General features: G+C 71.3%; 17 protein-coding genes. 6 read left to right on the forward strand and 11 right to left on the reverse strand.

The features are described 5' to 3' along the window. Positions 1-50 precede the first annotated feature (50 nt). Positions 51-947: a Sir2 family NAD-dependent protein deacetylase gene (locus AC1VL8_RS03600; protein WP_483074174.1), complete on the forward strand. Its 897-nt coding sequence runs from the start codon at positions 51-53 to the stop codon at positions 945-947. Positions 948-955: 8 nt separating this feature from the next. Here AC1VL8_RS03600 and AC1VL8_RS03605 read toward each other — a convergent pair whose 3' ends face one another. Beyond that, complete coding sequence (locus AC1VL8_RS03605) at positions 956-1423, reverse strand: nucleoside deaminase (RefSeq protein ID WP_483074175.1); 468 nt, start codon at positions 1421-1423, stop codon at positions 956-958. 79 nt (positions 1424-1502) lie between these two features. Here AC1VL8_RS03605 and upp point away from each other — a divergent pair, with 79 nt between their 5' ends. The 3 genes from upp to AC1VL8_RS03620 all read left to right on the forward strand — a co-directional run bounded on the left by upp (position 1503) and on the right by AC1VL8_RS03620 (position 3786). Further along, entirely contained in the window at positions 1503-2138 is a 636-nt protein-coding gene (gene upp, locus AC1VL8_RS03610) for a uracil phosphoribosyltransferase (protein ID WP_389235606.1), read from the forward strand. A 284-nt stretch (positions 2139-2422) separates the two neighbouring features. Beyond that, positions 2423-2797, forward strand: a complete 375-nt coding sequence (locus tag AC1VL8_RS03615) for a hypothetical protein (protein ID WP_389235609.1) — start codon at positions 2423-2425, stop codon at positions 2795-2797. Between the two features lie 323 nt (positions 2798-3120). Further along, positions 3121-3786, forward strand: a complete 666-nt coding sequence (locus AC1VL8_RS03620; RefSeq protein WP_483074176.1) for an SDR family oxidoreductase — start codon at positions 3121-3123, stop codon at positions 3784-3786. A 60-nt stretch (positions 3787-3846) separates the two neighbouring features. Here AC1VL8_RS03620 and AC1VL8_RS03625 read toward each other — a convergent pair whose 3' ends face one another. From AC1VL8_RS03625 to AC1VL8_RS03640, 4 genes are all read right to left on the reverse strand, one after another. Further along, positions 3847-4146, reverse strand: coding sequence for a DUF1540 domain-containing protein (locus AC1VL8_RS03625; protein ID WP_389235614.1), 300 nt, complete (start codon positions 4144-4146; stop codon positions 3847-3849). Positions 4147-4344: 198 nt separating this feature from the next. Continuing rightward, on the reverse strand, positions 4345-5586 hold the full coding sequence (locus tag AC1VL8_RS03630) for a YihY/virulence factor BrkB family protein (RefSeq protein ID WP_483074177.1): 1242 nt from the start codon (positions 5584-5586) through the stop codon (positions 4345-4347). A 39-nt stretch (positions 5587-5625) separates the two neighbouring features. Continuing rightward, positions 5626-6561 carry a hypothetical protein gene (locus AC1VL8_RS03635; RefSeq protein ID WP_483074178.1) on the reverse strand — a complete coding sequence of 312 codons (936 nt, stop codon included), beginning with the start codon at positions 6559-6561 and terminating at the stop codon, positions 5626-5628. Then, a complete protein-coding gene (locus tag AC1VL8_RS03640; RefSeq protein WP_483074179.1) occupies positions 6561-7433 on the reverse strand; it encodes a hypothetical protein in 873 nt (290 codons plus the stop codon). The genes AC1VL8_RS03635 and AC1VL8_RS03640 overlap by 1 nt, the downstream gene beginning before the upstream one ends. Before the next feature lie 360 nt (positions 7434-7793). On the opposite strand from AC1VL8_RS03640, the gene AC1VL8_RS03645 reads away from it, so the two are divergent. After that, a complete protein-coding gene (locus AC1VL8_RS03645; protein ID WP_483074180.1) occupies positions 7794-8213 on the forward strand; it encodes a hypothetical protein in 420 nt (139 codons plus the stop codon). A 379-nt stretch (positions 8214-8592) separates the two neighbouring features. On the opposite strand, the gene AC1VL8_RS03650 is transcribed toward AC1VL8_RS03645, so the two are convergent. After that, on the reverse strand, positions 8593-8991 hold the full coding sequence (locus tag AC1VL8_RS03650) for a hypothetical protein (RefSeq protein WP_483074181.1): 399 nt from the start codon (positions 8989-8991) through the stop codon (positions 8593-8595). Then, positions 8934-9788, reverse strand: coding sequence for an AlbA family DNA-binding domain-containing protein (locus AC1VL8_RS03655; protein ID WP_483074182.1), 855 nt, complete (start codon positions 9786-9788; stop codon positions 8934-8936). The genes AC1VL8_RS03650 and AC1VL8_RS03655 overlap by 58 nt, the downstream gene beginning before the upstream one ends. A gap of 277 nt (positions 9789-10065) precedes the next feature. Here AC1VL8_RS03655 and AC1VL8_RS03660 point away from each other — a divergent pair, with 277 nt between their 5' ends. Then, entirely contained in the window at positions 10066-10842 is a 777-nt protein-coding gene (locus AC1VL8_RS03660; protein WP_483074183.1) for a hypothetical protein, read from the forward strand. Here the strand turns inward: AC1VL8_RS03660 and AC1VL8_RS03665 are convergent. The 4 genes from AC1VL8_RS03665 to AC1VL8_RS03680 all read right to left on the reverse strand — a co-directional run bounded on the left by AC1VL8_RS03665 (position 10814) and on the right by AC1VL8_RS03680 (position 15116). Next, on the reverse strand, positions 10814-11998 hold the full coding sequence (locus AC1VL8_RS03665; protein ID WP_483074184.1) for a hypothetical protein: 1185 nt from the start codon (positions 11996-11998) through the stop codon (positions 10814-10816). The two genes, AC1VL8_RS03660 and AC1VL8_RS03665, sit on opposite strands and share 29 nt — an antisense overlap. Positions 11999-12370: 372 nt before the next feature. Next, positions 12371-12865, reverse strand: coding sequence for a hypothetical protein (locus AC1VL8_RS03670; RefSeq protein ID WP_483074185.1), 495 nt, complete (start codon positions 12863-12865; stop codon positions 12371-12373). A 101-nt stretch (positions 12866-12966) separates the two neighbouring features. After that, a complete protein-coding gene (locus tag AC1VL8_RS03675; protein WP_483074186.1) occupies positions 12967-14394 on the reverse strand; it encodes a toll/interleukin-1 receptor domain-containing protein in 1428 nt (475 codons plus the stop codon). A 143-nt stretch (positions 14395-14537) separates the two neighbouring features. After that, positions 14538-15116, reverse strand: a complete 579-nt coding sequence (locus AC1VL8_RS03680) for an NYN domain-containing protein (protein WP_483074187.1) — start codon at positions 15114-15116, stop codon at positions 14538-14540. Positions 15117-15221: the final 105 nt, after the last annotated feature.

The following is a 15221-nucleotide window of genomic DNA, read 5'->3' on the forward strand; positions in this document are numbered from 1 at the left end:
ACTACCGGATGCCGGACGGATCTCCCGCATCGGGGTCGTACCGTGGGGGTGTGACGTCCTTGCGCCTGCCCGTTCCCGCCCACGACGACGTCCGGCCGAACCCCGGCACGGTCGACGACGCGGTGGCGCTGCTGCGGGGCAGCCGGCTGACGGTGCTGACCGGTGCGGGACTGTCGACGGACTCGGGGATCCCCGACTACCGCAGCCCGGACTCCCCGCCGCGCAACCCGATGACGTACCAGCAGTTCGTGGGCGACGCGGCGTTCCGGCAGCACTACTGGGCGCGCAACCACATCGGGTGGCAGCACGTGCACCGCACGCACCCGAACGCCGGGCACCGGGCGCTGGCGTCGATGGAGGCGCACGGCACGGTGGTCGGGCTCATCACGCAGAACGTCGACCTGCTGCACGAGCAGGCGGGCTCGCGGCGGGTCATCGACCTGCACGGCCGGTACGACCGGGTGATCTGCCTGCGCTGCCACCGCGTGGTGTCCCGGACGGAGCTCGCGGAGCGGCTGGAGGCGCTGAACCCGGGGTTCGCGGAGTCCGTGGGGGCGGTCGGGGACGTGGAGATCGCCCCGGACGCGGACGCGGTGATCGAGCAGACGTCGCACTTCGTCGTCGCGGGCTGCTGGCAGCCGGACCCCGACGGGGGCGACGGGCCGTGCGGCGGGATGTTGAAGCCGGACATCGTCTACTTCGGGGAGACGGTGCCCGCCGAGCGGGTGGCGGCCGCGTACGCGCTGGTCGACGAGGCGGACGCCCTGCTGGTCGCGGGGTCGTCGCTGACGGTGCAGTCGGGGCTGCGTTTCGTGCGGCACGCGGCGGCCGGCGGTCGACCGGTGGTGATCCTCAACCGGGGTGCGACCCGCGGGGACCCGCTGGCGACGATGACGCTGGACGCCGGTGCCTCGGAGACGCTGCAGGAGCTCGCCGCGCGGCTCTGACCGGGTGCTCAGCGCCCCCGGTGCCCCGCGAAGAACTCCCGCAGCACCGCCGCGCACTCGTCCTCGCGGACCCCGCCGACGACCTCGACCTGGTGGTTGAGCCGCACGTCGCGCACGACGTCCCACTGGGACCCGCACGCCCCGGCCTTCGGGTCCCACGCGCCGAGAACCAGCCGCGGCACCCGGGCCAGGACGGTCGCCCCCGCGCACATCAGGCACGGCTCGAGGGTGACGACGAGGGTGCAGTCGTCGAGGCGCCACCGGCCCAGCACCGAGGACGCCGCCCGCAGCGCCAGCACCTCGGCGTGCGCGGTCGGGTCGGCGTCGGCCTCCCGGCGGTTGCGGCCCGCCCCGACGACCGCGCCGTCCGGCCCCAGCACGACGGCACCGACCGGGACGTCGCCGGTGGCCGCGCAGCCCGCCGCCTCGGTGAGGGCCAGGCCCATGGCGGTGAGGTCGTCGGCGCGCGCGAACATGCCGCCATCCTCCCGCACGCGGGCGCCGGCGGGCCCGCGTGCGGCGTCCGGCACCCCCGGCGCGCGGTAGGTTGGGCACATGCGCCTGCACGTCGCCGACCACCCGCTCGTCGCCCACAAGCTGTCGGTGCTCCGGAACAAGGACACGTCGTCCCCCACGTTCCGCAAGCTCGTCGACGAGCTGGTGACCCTCCTGGCGTACGAGGCGACGCGCCACGTCCGCACCGCGCCGGTCGAGGTCCAGACCCCGGTCGCGACGACCACGGGCGTGAAGATCGCCGAGCCGCTGCCGCTCGTCGTCCCGATCCTGCGCGCCGGGCTCGGCATGCTCGACGGCATGACCCGCCTGATGCCGACCGCCGAGGTCGGGTTCCTGGGCATGCAGCGCGACGAGGAGACGCTCGAGGCCGTCACGTACGCCAACCGGCTGCCCGACGACCTGACCGGCCGGCAGTGCTTCCTCATCGACCCGATGCTCGCCACGGGCGGGACGCTGGTCGCGGCGATCGACTTCCTGCTCGACCGCGGCGCGCGTGACGTCACCGTCGTCTGCCTGCTGGCCGCGCCGGAGGGCCTCAAGGTCCTCGAGGACCACCTGGGCGACCGGATCGACGTCTCGATCGTCGTGGCAGCGGTCGACGACCACCTGGATGAGAACGCGTACATCATCCCGGGCCTCGGCGACGCCGGCGACCGCCTGTACGGCGTGGTCTGAGCCCCGGCCGCACCGCCCCCGGGCCCGCGAGGACCCGGACATCCGGTCTCGGACGCTGAGACCGCGCGCTATCCCCTTGGCCGTGGCCGCCGCGCCTGCCACGATCGACGCATGACGTCCCGCCGCCGCCCGACCCACGCCGCCCCGGCGTCCGTCGGCGACCGCCCCGGGACGTATCCGCGCTGTCGGGCCTGACGCACCGCCGTCCCCGCCCGACTCCCCGACCGCCGCCCGCCGAGGCCCGCGGTCCCCGCGCACCCCCGAGCAGCACCCTGGAGCACCCCGTGGCCCGAACCCGACCTCCCGCGACCGTCGCCCGCCCTGCGTCGGGCGCCCGACGCCGCGCGCCCGTCCTGCCCCTCGCCCCGCCGCGGCGCACGACCACGACCCCCGACGGGCAGCCCGCCCGGGCCGGCTTCGTCCTGTACGTGGGCCTGCAGGGCGACGGGCCGGAGCTCGACGCGGCGCACGCGGCCGACCTGGCGGAGGTCGCCGAGGCGCTGCGGGACCTCGCACGGGACCTGCTGCCCGCCGCCGAGACGTTCACCGCCCTGTCGCTGGTGCCCGGCACCGGAGCGGACGACGTGCCGTCGCTGCGCGCACGCCTCGCGTCGCTACGGACCCTCGAGCACCCTGCCGGCGACGCCGCGACGGGCTGACACCACTCAGCGGACCGCACGAGTCCCACCCGAGGAGCACCCAACCTCGACGTCCGACCACCCAGGCTCGGGGGATCGCGCTACTCATCAGTACTCAACCGCCCGCGGCCGGACCTAATCTGGCGGAGCAGCCCCACCCCGGCGGACTCGTTCCCCGGGGCGGGGCCTGCGACCCGCACGACGCCAACCCCCCGGCCGAGTGCGGTCACTCGCCCCCCGGGCCCGCGGACTGCCCCCCTCTGACGCGGCCCGGGGGGCGAACCACGTCCCACCCCACCGGCTCCCCGCTCGCGACCCGCGACCCGCGCTCCTACGGTGGGCAGATGCGCATCGCCATCGCCGGAGGCCACGGACAGATCGCCCGCCGACTCAGCCGCCAGCTCGCGGCCCGCGGGGACCTCCCCCTCGCCATCGTGCGGAACCCCGACCACGTCGCCGACGTCGAGGCCGACGGGGCCACCGCCGTGGTGCTCGACCTGGAGCACACCGACGCCGAGACGCTCGCCGCGCGGCTCACGGACGTGGACGCCGTCGTGTTCGCGGCCGGCGCCGGTCCGGGCAGCGGCGACGCGCGCAAGGACACGGTCGACCGCGGGGCCGCCGGACTGCTCGCCGACGCCGCCGCGCTCGCCGGGATCCGCCGCTACCTGCTGGTGTCGTCCGTCGGGGCGGGCTCGGAGCCGCCCGCCGGCACCGACCCGACCTTCGTCGCGTACCTGCGCGCGAAGACCGCGGCGGAGGAGGACCTGCGCCCCCGCGACCTCGACTGGACGATCCTGCGCCCCGGCGCCCTCACCGACGACCCCGGCACCGGGCACGTGCGCCTGGGTCCCGACATCCCGCGCGGCGAGGTGCCCCGCGACGACGTCGCCGCCGTGCTGGTGGCCCTGCTCGACGAGCCCCTCACCGCGGGTCTGGTGCTCGAGCTGTCCGAGGGGCAGACCCCGGTCCCCGCGGCCATCGCCGCCGCTCTGGAGCCGGAGGACTGACCCGGGCACGGCACGACCCCCGGTCCCGGCGAGGGGAACGGGGGTCGGTGGCGCCGCAGGTCAGGCCGGGGCGTAGGTGAGGCAGTCCGCCAGGTCGTGACCGGCACCGATGCGGACCGACGAGGCCCCGCAGGTGAGGTGCTCGTTGTGGGCGCAGTCGCCGCGCTGGCAGGCGCCGACGTGCGAGACGACGCGGTCGAGGCCGCCCTTGACGCCGAGCGGGATGAACGTCGCGCACTGCGCGTCGCCGCTGCCCCCGCCGACCGTGATGGCCGCGGCGCTGCAGGCGTGCGCGTGGTTGTACGAGCATCCGTCGACCGAGCACTCGGAGACGGGGGGCTGCTCCATGAGGGTGCTCATGATGACCTCCGGGTGGGGACGTTCTTGCTGACCTCGTCGACGTTAGGACGCCTTTCCGGGCCCGTCCAGCCAGGAAGGCCTGGCTAACTCACGTACCCGCAGGTCAGCGCGTCATATGCCGCAGAACTCGTTCTCGAGGCGCACCATCTCTCGACATTCGACAGGCGGGCCGAATACGTCACGCCGGCGTCACGGAATTCAGCCGTTCTCGCCCTCGCGGTCCGCCCGCAGCTCCGCGTGCAGCACCCCGCCGAGCAGCACGACGATGCTGGACAGCCAGATCCACAGGGCGGCCGCGAGCACCAGGCCGAGCATCTGCGCCCCGGCCTGCACCACCGCCGCGCTCCCGGCGTCCGCGCCCGGCGTGTCCGGGACCGCCGCGTCGACGTAGACCATGAAGCCCGTCGACACGAGCACCACGCCCACCGCCCCGAGCACCGACCCGGGAAGGCAGCGTCGCCAGGTGGTCGAGACGTTCGGCGCGTACCGGTGCAGCAGCGTCAGGAACCCGATGAGCACCCCCAGCACCACCGGCCAGCGCAGCACCGACCACGCCGCGCGGAACGCGTCGCCGAGCCCGAGCCGGTCCGCGATCGCGTCGCCCCCGCCCAACAGCGGGCCCACCACGACCAGCAGCAGCACGGTGACGAGGGTGACGAGCGCACCGATCGTGAACGCGAAGCCGAGCAGGAACTGCGTCACGACGTTGCGCCGGGAACCCGCCCGGTAGGCGTCGTCGAGCGCCCGCACCGCGGCACGGAACACCCGGCTGGCCAGGAACAGGGTCACGAGCAGGGCACCGACCGCGAACCCGCCGCGTTCCTCGTCGAGCAGCCCGTCGACCAGCGGCGCGAGCACGTCGGTCGCGACCTGTTGCGCGAACACCGCCGCCAGCCCGTCGATCACGGTGGCGCGGAGCTCGTCGACCTGCGCGTCGCCGAGCAGCGGGCGCAGGTACCCGAGGCTGGCACCCAGTGCCGTCGCGAGCGGCACCAGCGAGATCAGCGCGTAGTACGTCATCTCGGCCGCAAGCCCGGTGACCCGCACCTCGCCGGCCCGGACCACGGACCGCACCGCGATCGACGCCAGGTCCCGGCCGCCGATCGCGACCGGGTGCCGGTCAGCGAACGCGACGGCCCGCTCGGGCACCGTCGGCGTCCCCGCACGCTGCGCGCGCCGCTGCTCGAGCCGGGGCCGCACCGCGCCGGCGACCCAGCCGCCGGCCGCGATCGCCCCCGCACCGGCGACGGCCGCGACGCCGCCGGCGAGGACGACCCGGGGCGCGCCGTCGGCGACGGGCGCGAGGACGAGGCCCACGACGCCCGCAGCGGTCCACGCGAGGATCGTCGTCGCGGCGACCGGCAGGCGGTCCCGCACCCACGCAAGCCGCCGGGACGCGACAGCCACGGCCAGCCCGACGAGCACGAGGACGACGAGCACCGGATCAGGCCCCGGGACGCGGCGCCGGTCGGGTGGACGTCATCCTGCGACCAACATGAAGGCGTGGTCCTTGCCGGTGGGCGCGCCCTCCGTCACGACCATCCCTGGACGCAACCGCGTAGCGACGTCTACGAGGAAAGCCACCTTGCCGCGCTTCACCCGCCCCTTCTGGTCGACGTGCAGGAGGTCGATCGACGACGTGTCGGCCTGCATCTCCTGCCCTGGGAACAACACAGGGCGCCGGTTGAACATGCGGTCGGGGACGAGCGACTGGGCTTGCCGTTGGCGAGCGGTCCCGTGCGTCTTCGCGTACTCCTCCCGCTCCCCGTAGCGCCGGCGAAGCGTCCGATCGCTCGGGATCGTGAGCGGCTTCTCGTCATCGGCATGGCGGGCGATCGCCCGCTCCCTGACCTTCCTGATCCGCAGCTTGACCGAGACATCGGACCGGCTTGAATACTCCTCGATCACCTCGTCGATGATGGACAGAATTCGCTCGTCCGTGTAGCCGAACGGCCTCTTCTGCCGGACCGACCGCATATCCCGCAGAGCAAGCGCTCCACCCGTCAGGTACCGCTTCTTCCAGTTGCGCAACGAGTTGGCGGAGGCCGGCAGCTGCGCCTTCCTCCGAACGTTGATCTGGCTGTCCATGAGTGCGGTGAGGCTGGGTTCCGGGCTCACGCGAAGGCGCTCATCGTCCGGGGGGACGATCCCCAGGACCACTTCGACGGCGTGCTGCTTGGACTCGACGAGCATTCGCTCCGCCGGCCCGAGCCGGGCCGACAGCCGTCGATCGAACCGAGGGTCCCGCATCATGAGCGGCGCACTGATAGCCACCGGCACGTCTTCGAGCGGCAGAAGCAGGTCTGCAAGGCCATCGAGGCTGCGCAGCAGGACCGCGGCACCAACCGGACGCACGACCTCGTAGTCACCGTCATCGAGGCTCAGCAGCTGCCCCCGGACCAAGGTGCGGTCCATCACCGCACCTCGCGCGGCGTCGCGACCACGAGCGAGTCCCAGCCCAACGGCTCCTGCAGCGTAAGAAGGTCGATCTCACGGTGCCACATCATGTGGTGGACGTAGGAGATCACCAGGCCACGCGCGATCGGCGAGATCGCGTCGACGACGTCACCGAGGGGCCGCGGCAGCGCGCACTGGTCGCGAACAGCCTGACGCAGCTCCGGCCACGGAGCGTAGCGCTGCTGCCGGCGCGACGACAGCGTCTCGAGGTTGTACTCCGTAACCTTGACGAGGGGCTCGTGCACCACGGCGTACTCCCAGCCGACTGTCCCGCACACCTCCCGCGTCACCGCGAGATTGGCCACGACCTCATCGGACATCTTGTCGCGGGGCTTGGCATCGATCACCAGGCGGCGCCCATCACTCAGAGCGAGCAGGAAGTCCGGGTAGCGGTCGCGGCCTTCGCTCAGCATGAGCATCGGCTGCGCCGCCGCAGCGGTGACGCGCGGCATCCCCGGACCGTTGAAGAAGTACTCGATCTGCATGAGCGCCAGGCGCTCGTTCATCGACTCGCAGTGCAGGGACTCACCTGTGTGGGAGAACCACCTCTCGTTGGAGTACGCGTGACGCTTGGGCCACCGGTACTCGAGGCGGATCGGGTAGCTCCGCTCCATCCCGAGGCCCCAGCAGCGCGGTCCGATCTCGGCACGTCGGAGCCGGTTGTCTCGGGTGCGCCAGACGATGATGTTGTCCCGACCGGTGGTGGCGACACGCACACGCTCAGCCAGGTGCCGGGCGACGACGTTGGGCCCGGTTCGCCCCAGGCGCGGGGGCATGATCCCGGGGAGCGGGAAGCCGCCCGGTCCCGTGAACGTGGATGCTGCGGACATCGCAGTCCCAACCGATGGTGGACTCACCACCCGGGACGGGTGGCATGCGGTTCGGTGTGGCCTCGTCGGTCCGACGGGGTCGCGAGTCGAGCTTGGCGAACCTGGGCGGCGGTGGTGACCGGACGCCCACGCGAGAGTCAACCAGCCTGCTCCACCTGTTCCCGTTTGGCAACCCTGCACCGCCAGGTGGGCACGAGCGACTCTCGCACAGATCACCAGGCGGGCGTACCTTTGTGTATAGACGTACAGGTAGAGCCAGTGCATCACCCTACGACCGTGAGTTCAGCTGGGATCGCTGCGGACTCGATCTTCAGATGCCTTACCTGCGAGTTTACGGATTGGGTACAAGCTTGACACCGCTTGGAGGGGCTGATGAGTAGCGTCGAGGGTGTGGACCAGGCATCAGGGAGCGCGGCTGCCAAGCGGCGCGCGCCGAACGCGCACTTCGCCAAGGGCGCATGGCCTTCGGGCTCACCGGAACCCGGTGCGCCCGAGGCCGTGCTGTACGTCGCCGAGCTCGCGGCGTTCCTCCGCGCCGAGGCGGACCGGGTCGGCGGCTCCTTGGGCGACGGTCTGAAGACGGTCTCCGCGAGGTCGGGCGTCCCGGCCGGGACGCTGCGCCATGTGGCGGACGGGAACCGCTGGCCCGGGATCGAGATCCTCGCGATGGTCGAGCTGGCGTACAAGCAGGACATCATCGGCGGCTACAGCGCTGTGCTCCGCCGACGTGACCTCGCCGAGGACGACGCCGGTCGCGACACCGCCGATCACCGGAAGTAGCCGACCCGCGCAGCTGGATCGCGCAGATGCACGCTCAGATCAACGGGGTGCGCCGACCGCCACTGGCCCGCCTCACTGGGGAGCGGGTGACTCGCCGGCCGAGGGTCTCCTGCGATCCGACACGGCCCCCCTCACGTTCGCCCGCCCCCTCGTCGCCGTGCTCGATGGCCGACAGGTCCAGTGGCTCCTGCGCCCGGAGGTCGACATGCTCGCCGCTGTCAGCGCGTTCATCGACGCCCACCTCCATCGACCGCTGGCCGAGCTGTAGCGTCGACGTCGACGTCGGCGTCGGCGTCGGTGTCGGGACGGTCTACGGGTGGAACTGCCCTTGCGCCTGCGGGTTCGGTGACGCGGCTCATTGCGCCTGCGACGGGATCGGTCAGTCCTTCCGGTCGAGGAACGTGACGCCCTCGAGACCTCCCTGGGACAACAGAAGCACGACGATGTCCCGCATCGACGCGCGCAAGTCCGTGTCCGTGCCGGCGGCGTCGACTTCCGTGACCTCCGGATGCACCTCGAACACCCGGATGAGTGGCCGGTTCAGCCGAACCTTCCCCATGGGGTCCTCCCGGGCCATGATGAGGGGGGTGCTCGTCGGCCACCATACGAGGCCGGTCTTCACCCGGAACCGGGTGGGGTCGCTCAGCCGCCGACCGGAGGCGGCCACCGTCCCTAACGCCTCAGCGACGGCACGTTCGAGATCCTCGCGCGTCATGACCGTCAGCGACCCCTCGACGTCGTAGTCGCTCCACGTGCCGACACGCTGGGCGTAGACCACCGAGCCGTCGTGCCCGACAGCGCGGTACTCCCCGAGCTCCAGCCGTCCGCATCGAACGTCTGCCACCTGCGACGTCCCGGCCGCACGGGGAACCGCCGGATCACGCTGCCGTTGCTGCCCGCGATGATGCGCTCACCCAGGCGGTACCCGGCGAACAGGACGTCAGCCGCTGCTTCGGCGACGACCTGCCCGACACCGGCCGGCGTCGGGTCGACCGGCATCGCCGTCATCACCATCCAGACCTCGCTCTCGGTCGCCTGCTGGCGCAAACGGACCGCCTCGGCCTCCTGCGACCACATCGTGTCGAGCAGCGCCGTCCTCGCCTCCTGCCCACGGAACCGGGCGCGGTAGGCACGTTCGATCTGCCACTCCTGCATCCATTCGGTGTCCCTACCGACCCGCATCGGCACGCCGAACGCGTCCTGGTGCCGCATGACGAGATGCGGCGCGTCGACGCTCGCCGGAACTCGAACCACCAAGGCATGCATGCTGCCGTCCGGGGACTCCGGGCGGTCGAACGCCAAGTTCGTGACTGCCGGACGGATGGTCGTGAACGCGATTCGGCGGAGCTTCTTCTCCTGCACCTGGTCGATCGCGCCGATGTCGTTCAGCTCGCGCGCCGCCGAGGTCGCCCTGACTTCGCGAACCCCGAGCACGATCATCCCGCCGATGCCGTTCGCCATCGCGGCGATGTCCTTGCCGAACTCGTCGGGCCAGCCCGGCTTGTCGGAGAACCCGGCCTTCCAGTCGAGGTCCTCGTGCTCGAGGACGCCCTCGGCGACGGCCTGCTCGAGCATGTCGAACGTCAGCGACTCCGTAGGACCGAGGCCGAGCTCGCGATGCAACGGTGTGAACACCGTTCGAGCCTAGGGCGGCCGTCGCCGCGCCGGGACCGAACCGGAGAGGCCGTGGTTCCGGGGCTGGTGCCGCTCACCCCGACCAGCCTTGGACGTGCCCACGTGCTCAGCGCTTCTACGCAGGATGTCCACGATCCACGCGTCCGGACCTGAACGAATGCCCCCGGTGCGCCCCCTCTGGCGCCGACGATCGGGACGTGCCGGTACCGTCGCTCTCGTGTCCACGGGTCAGGATCGTCAGCTCCGCGTCGTCCGCGGCGGCGAAGCCGACCTCATCGCGCCCGTGATGAACGCGCGTGCGGCGTTCCTGCCGGACGGCGACACCGGGCTGACGGCGACGTTCCTCGAGGTCCCGTGCGAGTACGGCGTGATCGACGTCGTCCACACCAGGTTCGACGCGGACGAGCTCGACCGCCGCGACGAGCTGGGCCTGGTCGCGGTACCGGAGCGTCGGCTGCTGTCGACGCTACGGTTGCTGGCATCGGAGGGTGGCGTCGGGGACATCTCCCGGCTGGCGGGGTTGAGCATGGTGTCGCAGGCGCGGATGCGTAAGGTCATCGGCCCCGAGCTCGCTGCCCGCGGGTGGATCACGATCGACGACGGCCGCTGGCGGCTACGTGCACCGCTGGTCTCACCGGTGCACGCCGTCGTCGCGGTCGAGATCAAGCAGACCGACGCGAGCCGGGGCCTGGCGCAGGCGGGCCGTTACTCCGCCGCCGCGGAGTGCGTTGCCCTGGCCCTCGGTCCCGACGGGTCGGCCGAGCGCACGGCGGCACGCACTGCAGGGTCAGGCATCGGCGTCGCGCAGGTGCGGCCCGACGGGACGGTCACGAGCTGGCAGGCGCCGTCGCCTCAGCCTGACCTCGACCCGCTCGCCCGGGTGGCACTGGCCGAGCAGCTCGCGCACATGCGGGCGAGCGGCGCGCACAGCGGCCCGGTTCGTGAGGTGTTCGGTCGGATGCTCGTCAGCGCAGGAGCCGATCCCAGATTGTGAGGTGGGTGGGCATCACGCCCGCCAGCGGGTTCGGCGTGAGCGCCTTGATCGTCGCGGCCCTCGCCGAGGCGGCGGTCACCAGACCGAGCATGTGAGCCTTGGGGTCCACCATGGGAAGGGCAGCCGTCAGCTGCGCCAGATGCTGCAGGTAGTGCTGCCCGCCCAGCTCGTAGTCCCAGAATGACGGCATCGTCGTCCGGCCGGCGGTCCACAGCGCCCGGCACCACCGGCACCGGCAGCGCGCCGCGGACGGCAGCCGCCGCTGCAGCGCCAGGTACGTCACGGCGGTCGTCGAGTGCAGCAGGTCGGGGTGGAAGTACCGGCCGGGTCCCGGCCTGCCGCCTCCGGGCTGCAGCCAGACGCGCTGAGCCCAGCCGACGCCGCCGCCGAACCCCCGGGCACCGAACCCGAGCATCAGCCAGCCCGTCAGACCGGTGTTCGGCAGCACCACGGGCACTCCGGCGTCGGCGAGCGTGCCGACGAGGTCGACCAGCCCCTCGGGGAACAGCTTGCGGCGCGGTTCGGTGTACGACGGGTCGTAACCGGGGAGCTGGGCGCGCACGTACACCGCCTCGGGCCGCCCGTCCTCGCCGATGCCGGCACCCAGCAGGTCGCTGAGGAGGACCTTGCGAGCGACCGGGTCGATCACGTGCGAGTGGTGCACCGCCACGTTCAGCCACACCGGCGCGCCGGCCGCACGTGCCGCGACCTCGTTCACGAGCGACAGCTCCCGCTGCACGGTGCCGTTCGGCGCGACCCACAGGCCCGGGGTGAGGATGACGTTCGCACCCGCGCTCGTCTGTGCAGCATGCACGGCGTCGAGCCACGCCCGCTCCTCCGGCGAGCCGGTCGCCCCGCGCGGTAGGCACAGGTGCGGGTAGTGGGCCAGGTGGGTGCTCGACGTCTCGTCGAGCTCCTCGGCGCGGGTCCAGGACTCGGGGTCGGCGATCTTCAGCGCGGTGGCGCCCCCAGCCGCCAGCCAGTGCCGGATCGTCGACGGATGGTCTCGACCGAGGCGCGCGACCGCGCCGTACTGCGTGGGCGCGATGCTCGGGAGAGCGCTCAGGGTGGTGACCTGCGCGGCGGTGGCGGTGGTGTCCCGCGACGACCGCTGGATCAGCATCAGGCGCGATCCCGGGATGAGCGACGTGGTCACGAACGCCTCCATGGCTTCGTGGGACGGCCCCCTGCCGGCCCGTCTCCATTCCATCGGCACCCGCCCACGGCGAGGTTAGGCCGAAGGTCCCTCCCGCCGACTCCGGGTGGCTGAGCCGCCGACGCCTGCGGCACCCGGGAGGCGAGCGCGAACGTTCCGGCCCGACGAAGTTCGTCAGCCGAGCAGGTGCTCCTGGCCGTTGAGCGCGCCGGCGGTCGAGCAGTACCGCAGGAGGGAGGAGTTGATGATCCGCCCGGCCTCCTGGGAGTCCTGCTGCGAGATCACGTCGTACACGCTTGGCCAGCACCCGCTCGTCATGCGCCTCATGACCGAGCGGGCAGCGAACCGAACCCCGGCTTACAGCGGAGGTCCTCAACCCGAAGCCGGCCTCGCGAGCACGCTGGTATCAGCCGCAAGCACGAAGCTTGACGGACTCTGCTCACGGCGTCGGGCTTGCACACGCTTGACGTTGACCCAGCACTGGTACGCGGCGAACACGTACATCGCGGCGAGGCTTCCCCCCGCGAGTGCAGGACGCCACACGTCAGCGGCCGAGTCGGTGACAGCCACTGCAACCACGACGATCACGCAGAAAACCGCGACCGCGGCGCAGAACAAGAACCCCAGGATCGCGAACACGAACTGAGCCTTCGTGCCGCGCTCCTCCAACAGCTGCACGGTCTCCGATTCGGCCACTCCCCGTGCGGCACGGCCCTCGGGGGTGTCGCCGAGACGGTCGGCGATCTGCAGGTAGTTCAAGACCTTGCGCTGCTGGCGGCCTTCGGCCCCACCGTTGAACTCGACACCGACCCACCCGATGCCCGCGACGAGCAGCGGTACGAGCACCAATCCGACCCACGTGTCCATCCGACCTGCGCCTCCGAGCCTCGCGATGTGAGCGACGCAGGTGAGGATGCCGACTACCACTGACACTGACGAACGGGATGCGCCGCCACTAGGGCCAGCAATCAGTCTTCGCTGCGGCGGTGGGCGCGCTTCAAGCGCTGATCGAATAGGTGCTCGAGGAACCTCGGGTCGGTCACATGTGCGGCCAGCTCGTTTGCGTTTTCGGGCAGGCCGAGGAGCCGCACGCTGAAGTCGAGCCTGCGCAGCAGGTCCTCGCGGGCACGTGTGGTGATCTTCAACGTGTCGACTGACTGCGCGTCCTGCATCGCTTCCCCGAACCTCCCCGCGATGCGCCGGTCGGATTCGTAGCCGAAGCGTTCCGCTGAGTAGTCGTCGCCGTCCCAGGTCCACACGCCCCACCGGGCCATCCCCACGGTGAGGAAGTCCCGTACGCGAGTTCCGAGCCACAGGCTCTCGGTGGACAGCAGCCAGGCCAGGTAGTCGATCGTTCCGTAGTGCTTGACCGGTGGGCCGCTGGCGACCGCGTCGCCCTGAACGAAGGCACATGCGACGTGCTCGGGTTCGTAGCCGCCGAACTCAGGGTCACGCAGGGCAAGCTCGACGGAGCATCGGGGGTTGCGGCGGTCCCGGGTGGTGCCGGTTCCGAACGACGACCCGTCGATCGCCTGGCTCTCGTGCCAGTCGAGCGACCGGAGGTACATGTCGTCGATGGCGGACTCGAACGGCCCCGCGTTCCCGGGGATGAGCAGCTGGGGCGCGTACGCCGTCAGGTAGTGAGGGTGCGCCGCGCACATCTCCGCGAGCCCGGTCTCGGAGTCGATGAAGTCGAGCACCTGCTCAGGTGGTGTTATCTGTGTGACCGGGCGTTCGTCCGCGGCCCGTTGCCACTGCTGCTGGAGGGCCGCCCATCCCAGCCGCACGCCGCGCTGGGCGGGGTCGCGCGAGAACTCTGGCAACGGGAAGCCCCACCTGCCCCAGCCCATCGGCGACTGCCAGGTGTCTTCCATGTCGTTCGACTCGGCTGCGGCGGCGACGTCCAGCCACCAGTCGTCGGTCACGACCGGGGGCTCGAACCCCTTGTCGATGAGGAAGTCGCGGGCGACCACGAGCGTCGATCCTTGTGGGCGGATCACCTCGCCGAGTCGGCGGACGACCTCGTCCAGGCCGGCGTCGGCGTTCAGCGCGAACGTGTCAGCGAGAGGCGGTGAGTACTGCAGCACGTCGTCGCGTGTCAGTCCGAGCCAGATCGGCAGGATGACCGTGTGGCCTCCGGCCATCTGTCGGGCGACCAGTCCGTCGAGCTCCCACTGCGACCACTGCTTGCGAAAGAAGTCCTTACTCAGGACGACGATCCCGAACCGGGACCGCGCGAGTCCGGCGTCGATCGACCGGCGCAGGCTGTCCACGACGTGCAGACTGGTTTCGTCGTACCAGACGTCGATGTGCGCGTCGCGGAGCCGTTCAGCCAACGCGCGCACGAAGGTGTCCTTGTCTTCGCTAGCGTGGCTGATGAAGGCGTCGTGCAGCATGCACCGGAGAATAGGTGCCTTGCAGGCGTTTCGGGGCTCGACCGGTGACAGGACGAGCCCCGTTCCCGTGGCCAACTGCAGCAGCGATTACGTCGCAATGCCCGCTGGGAGCGTCGCCCGTCCGCGCCGAGCGCGACCAGCTCTCAGGGTTGTTCCACCCCTCCGGACTCGTCGCGCTGGCGAGAGATCGCGTCGAACGCGTCGTCCAACAGGCGGAACTCGTCGACGACCTCACGCAGGTGTACCGCGGTGGCGTGCTCCCAGAAGACCACGGTCGTCGGGATGGACCTACGGGCCAGCGCCTCCACAACGGGCGCGTAGTCACGGTCGCCGGAGACAAGGACGACGCGGTCTCCCCGCTCAGGCTTCATGTACTCGTAGGAGTCCGCGGTGATCTGCACCGCGATCGCGACGTCGACCTCCTTCTCCTTGTTCTGGAAGTTCCGGTCAAAGGTGGTGACCTCGAACCCTGCGTCCCGGGCGATCTCCCAGAGACTGTCGTTCGCCGGCGGCCGCGACCCGAACAAGCTCGACCGGCCGATCATCTCCGTCTCGGGGCAGACCTCGCGGTAGAGAGCACCGAAGTCGTACGTCCACGAGTGGTCGACGATCTTCTTCTCCATCGCGTCCTTCGGGCTAGTCGCGAGGCCACGGCGGACGGCATTGATCCGCATGCCTTCGATCCACACATTGGAGTTGTCGACGTAGACGAACAGGACCATGACATCCCCCTGAGAGTTGCACGACTCCGTGCCTGCTGGACGCCAGCGCGGCCACCCTTCAAGTCACCACACCAGGGTGTCGGCGCATCGTCCAGGGACCTTCGT

Source organism: Cellulomonas sp. KU4C (assembly GCF_056868065.1).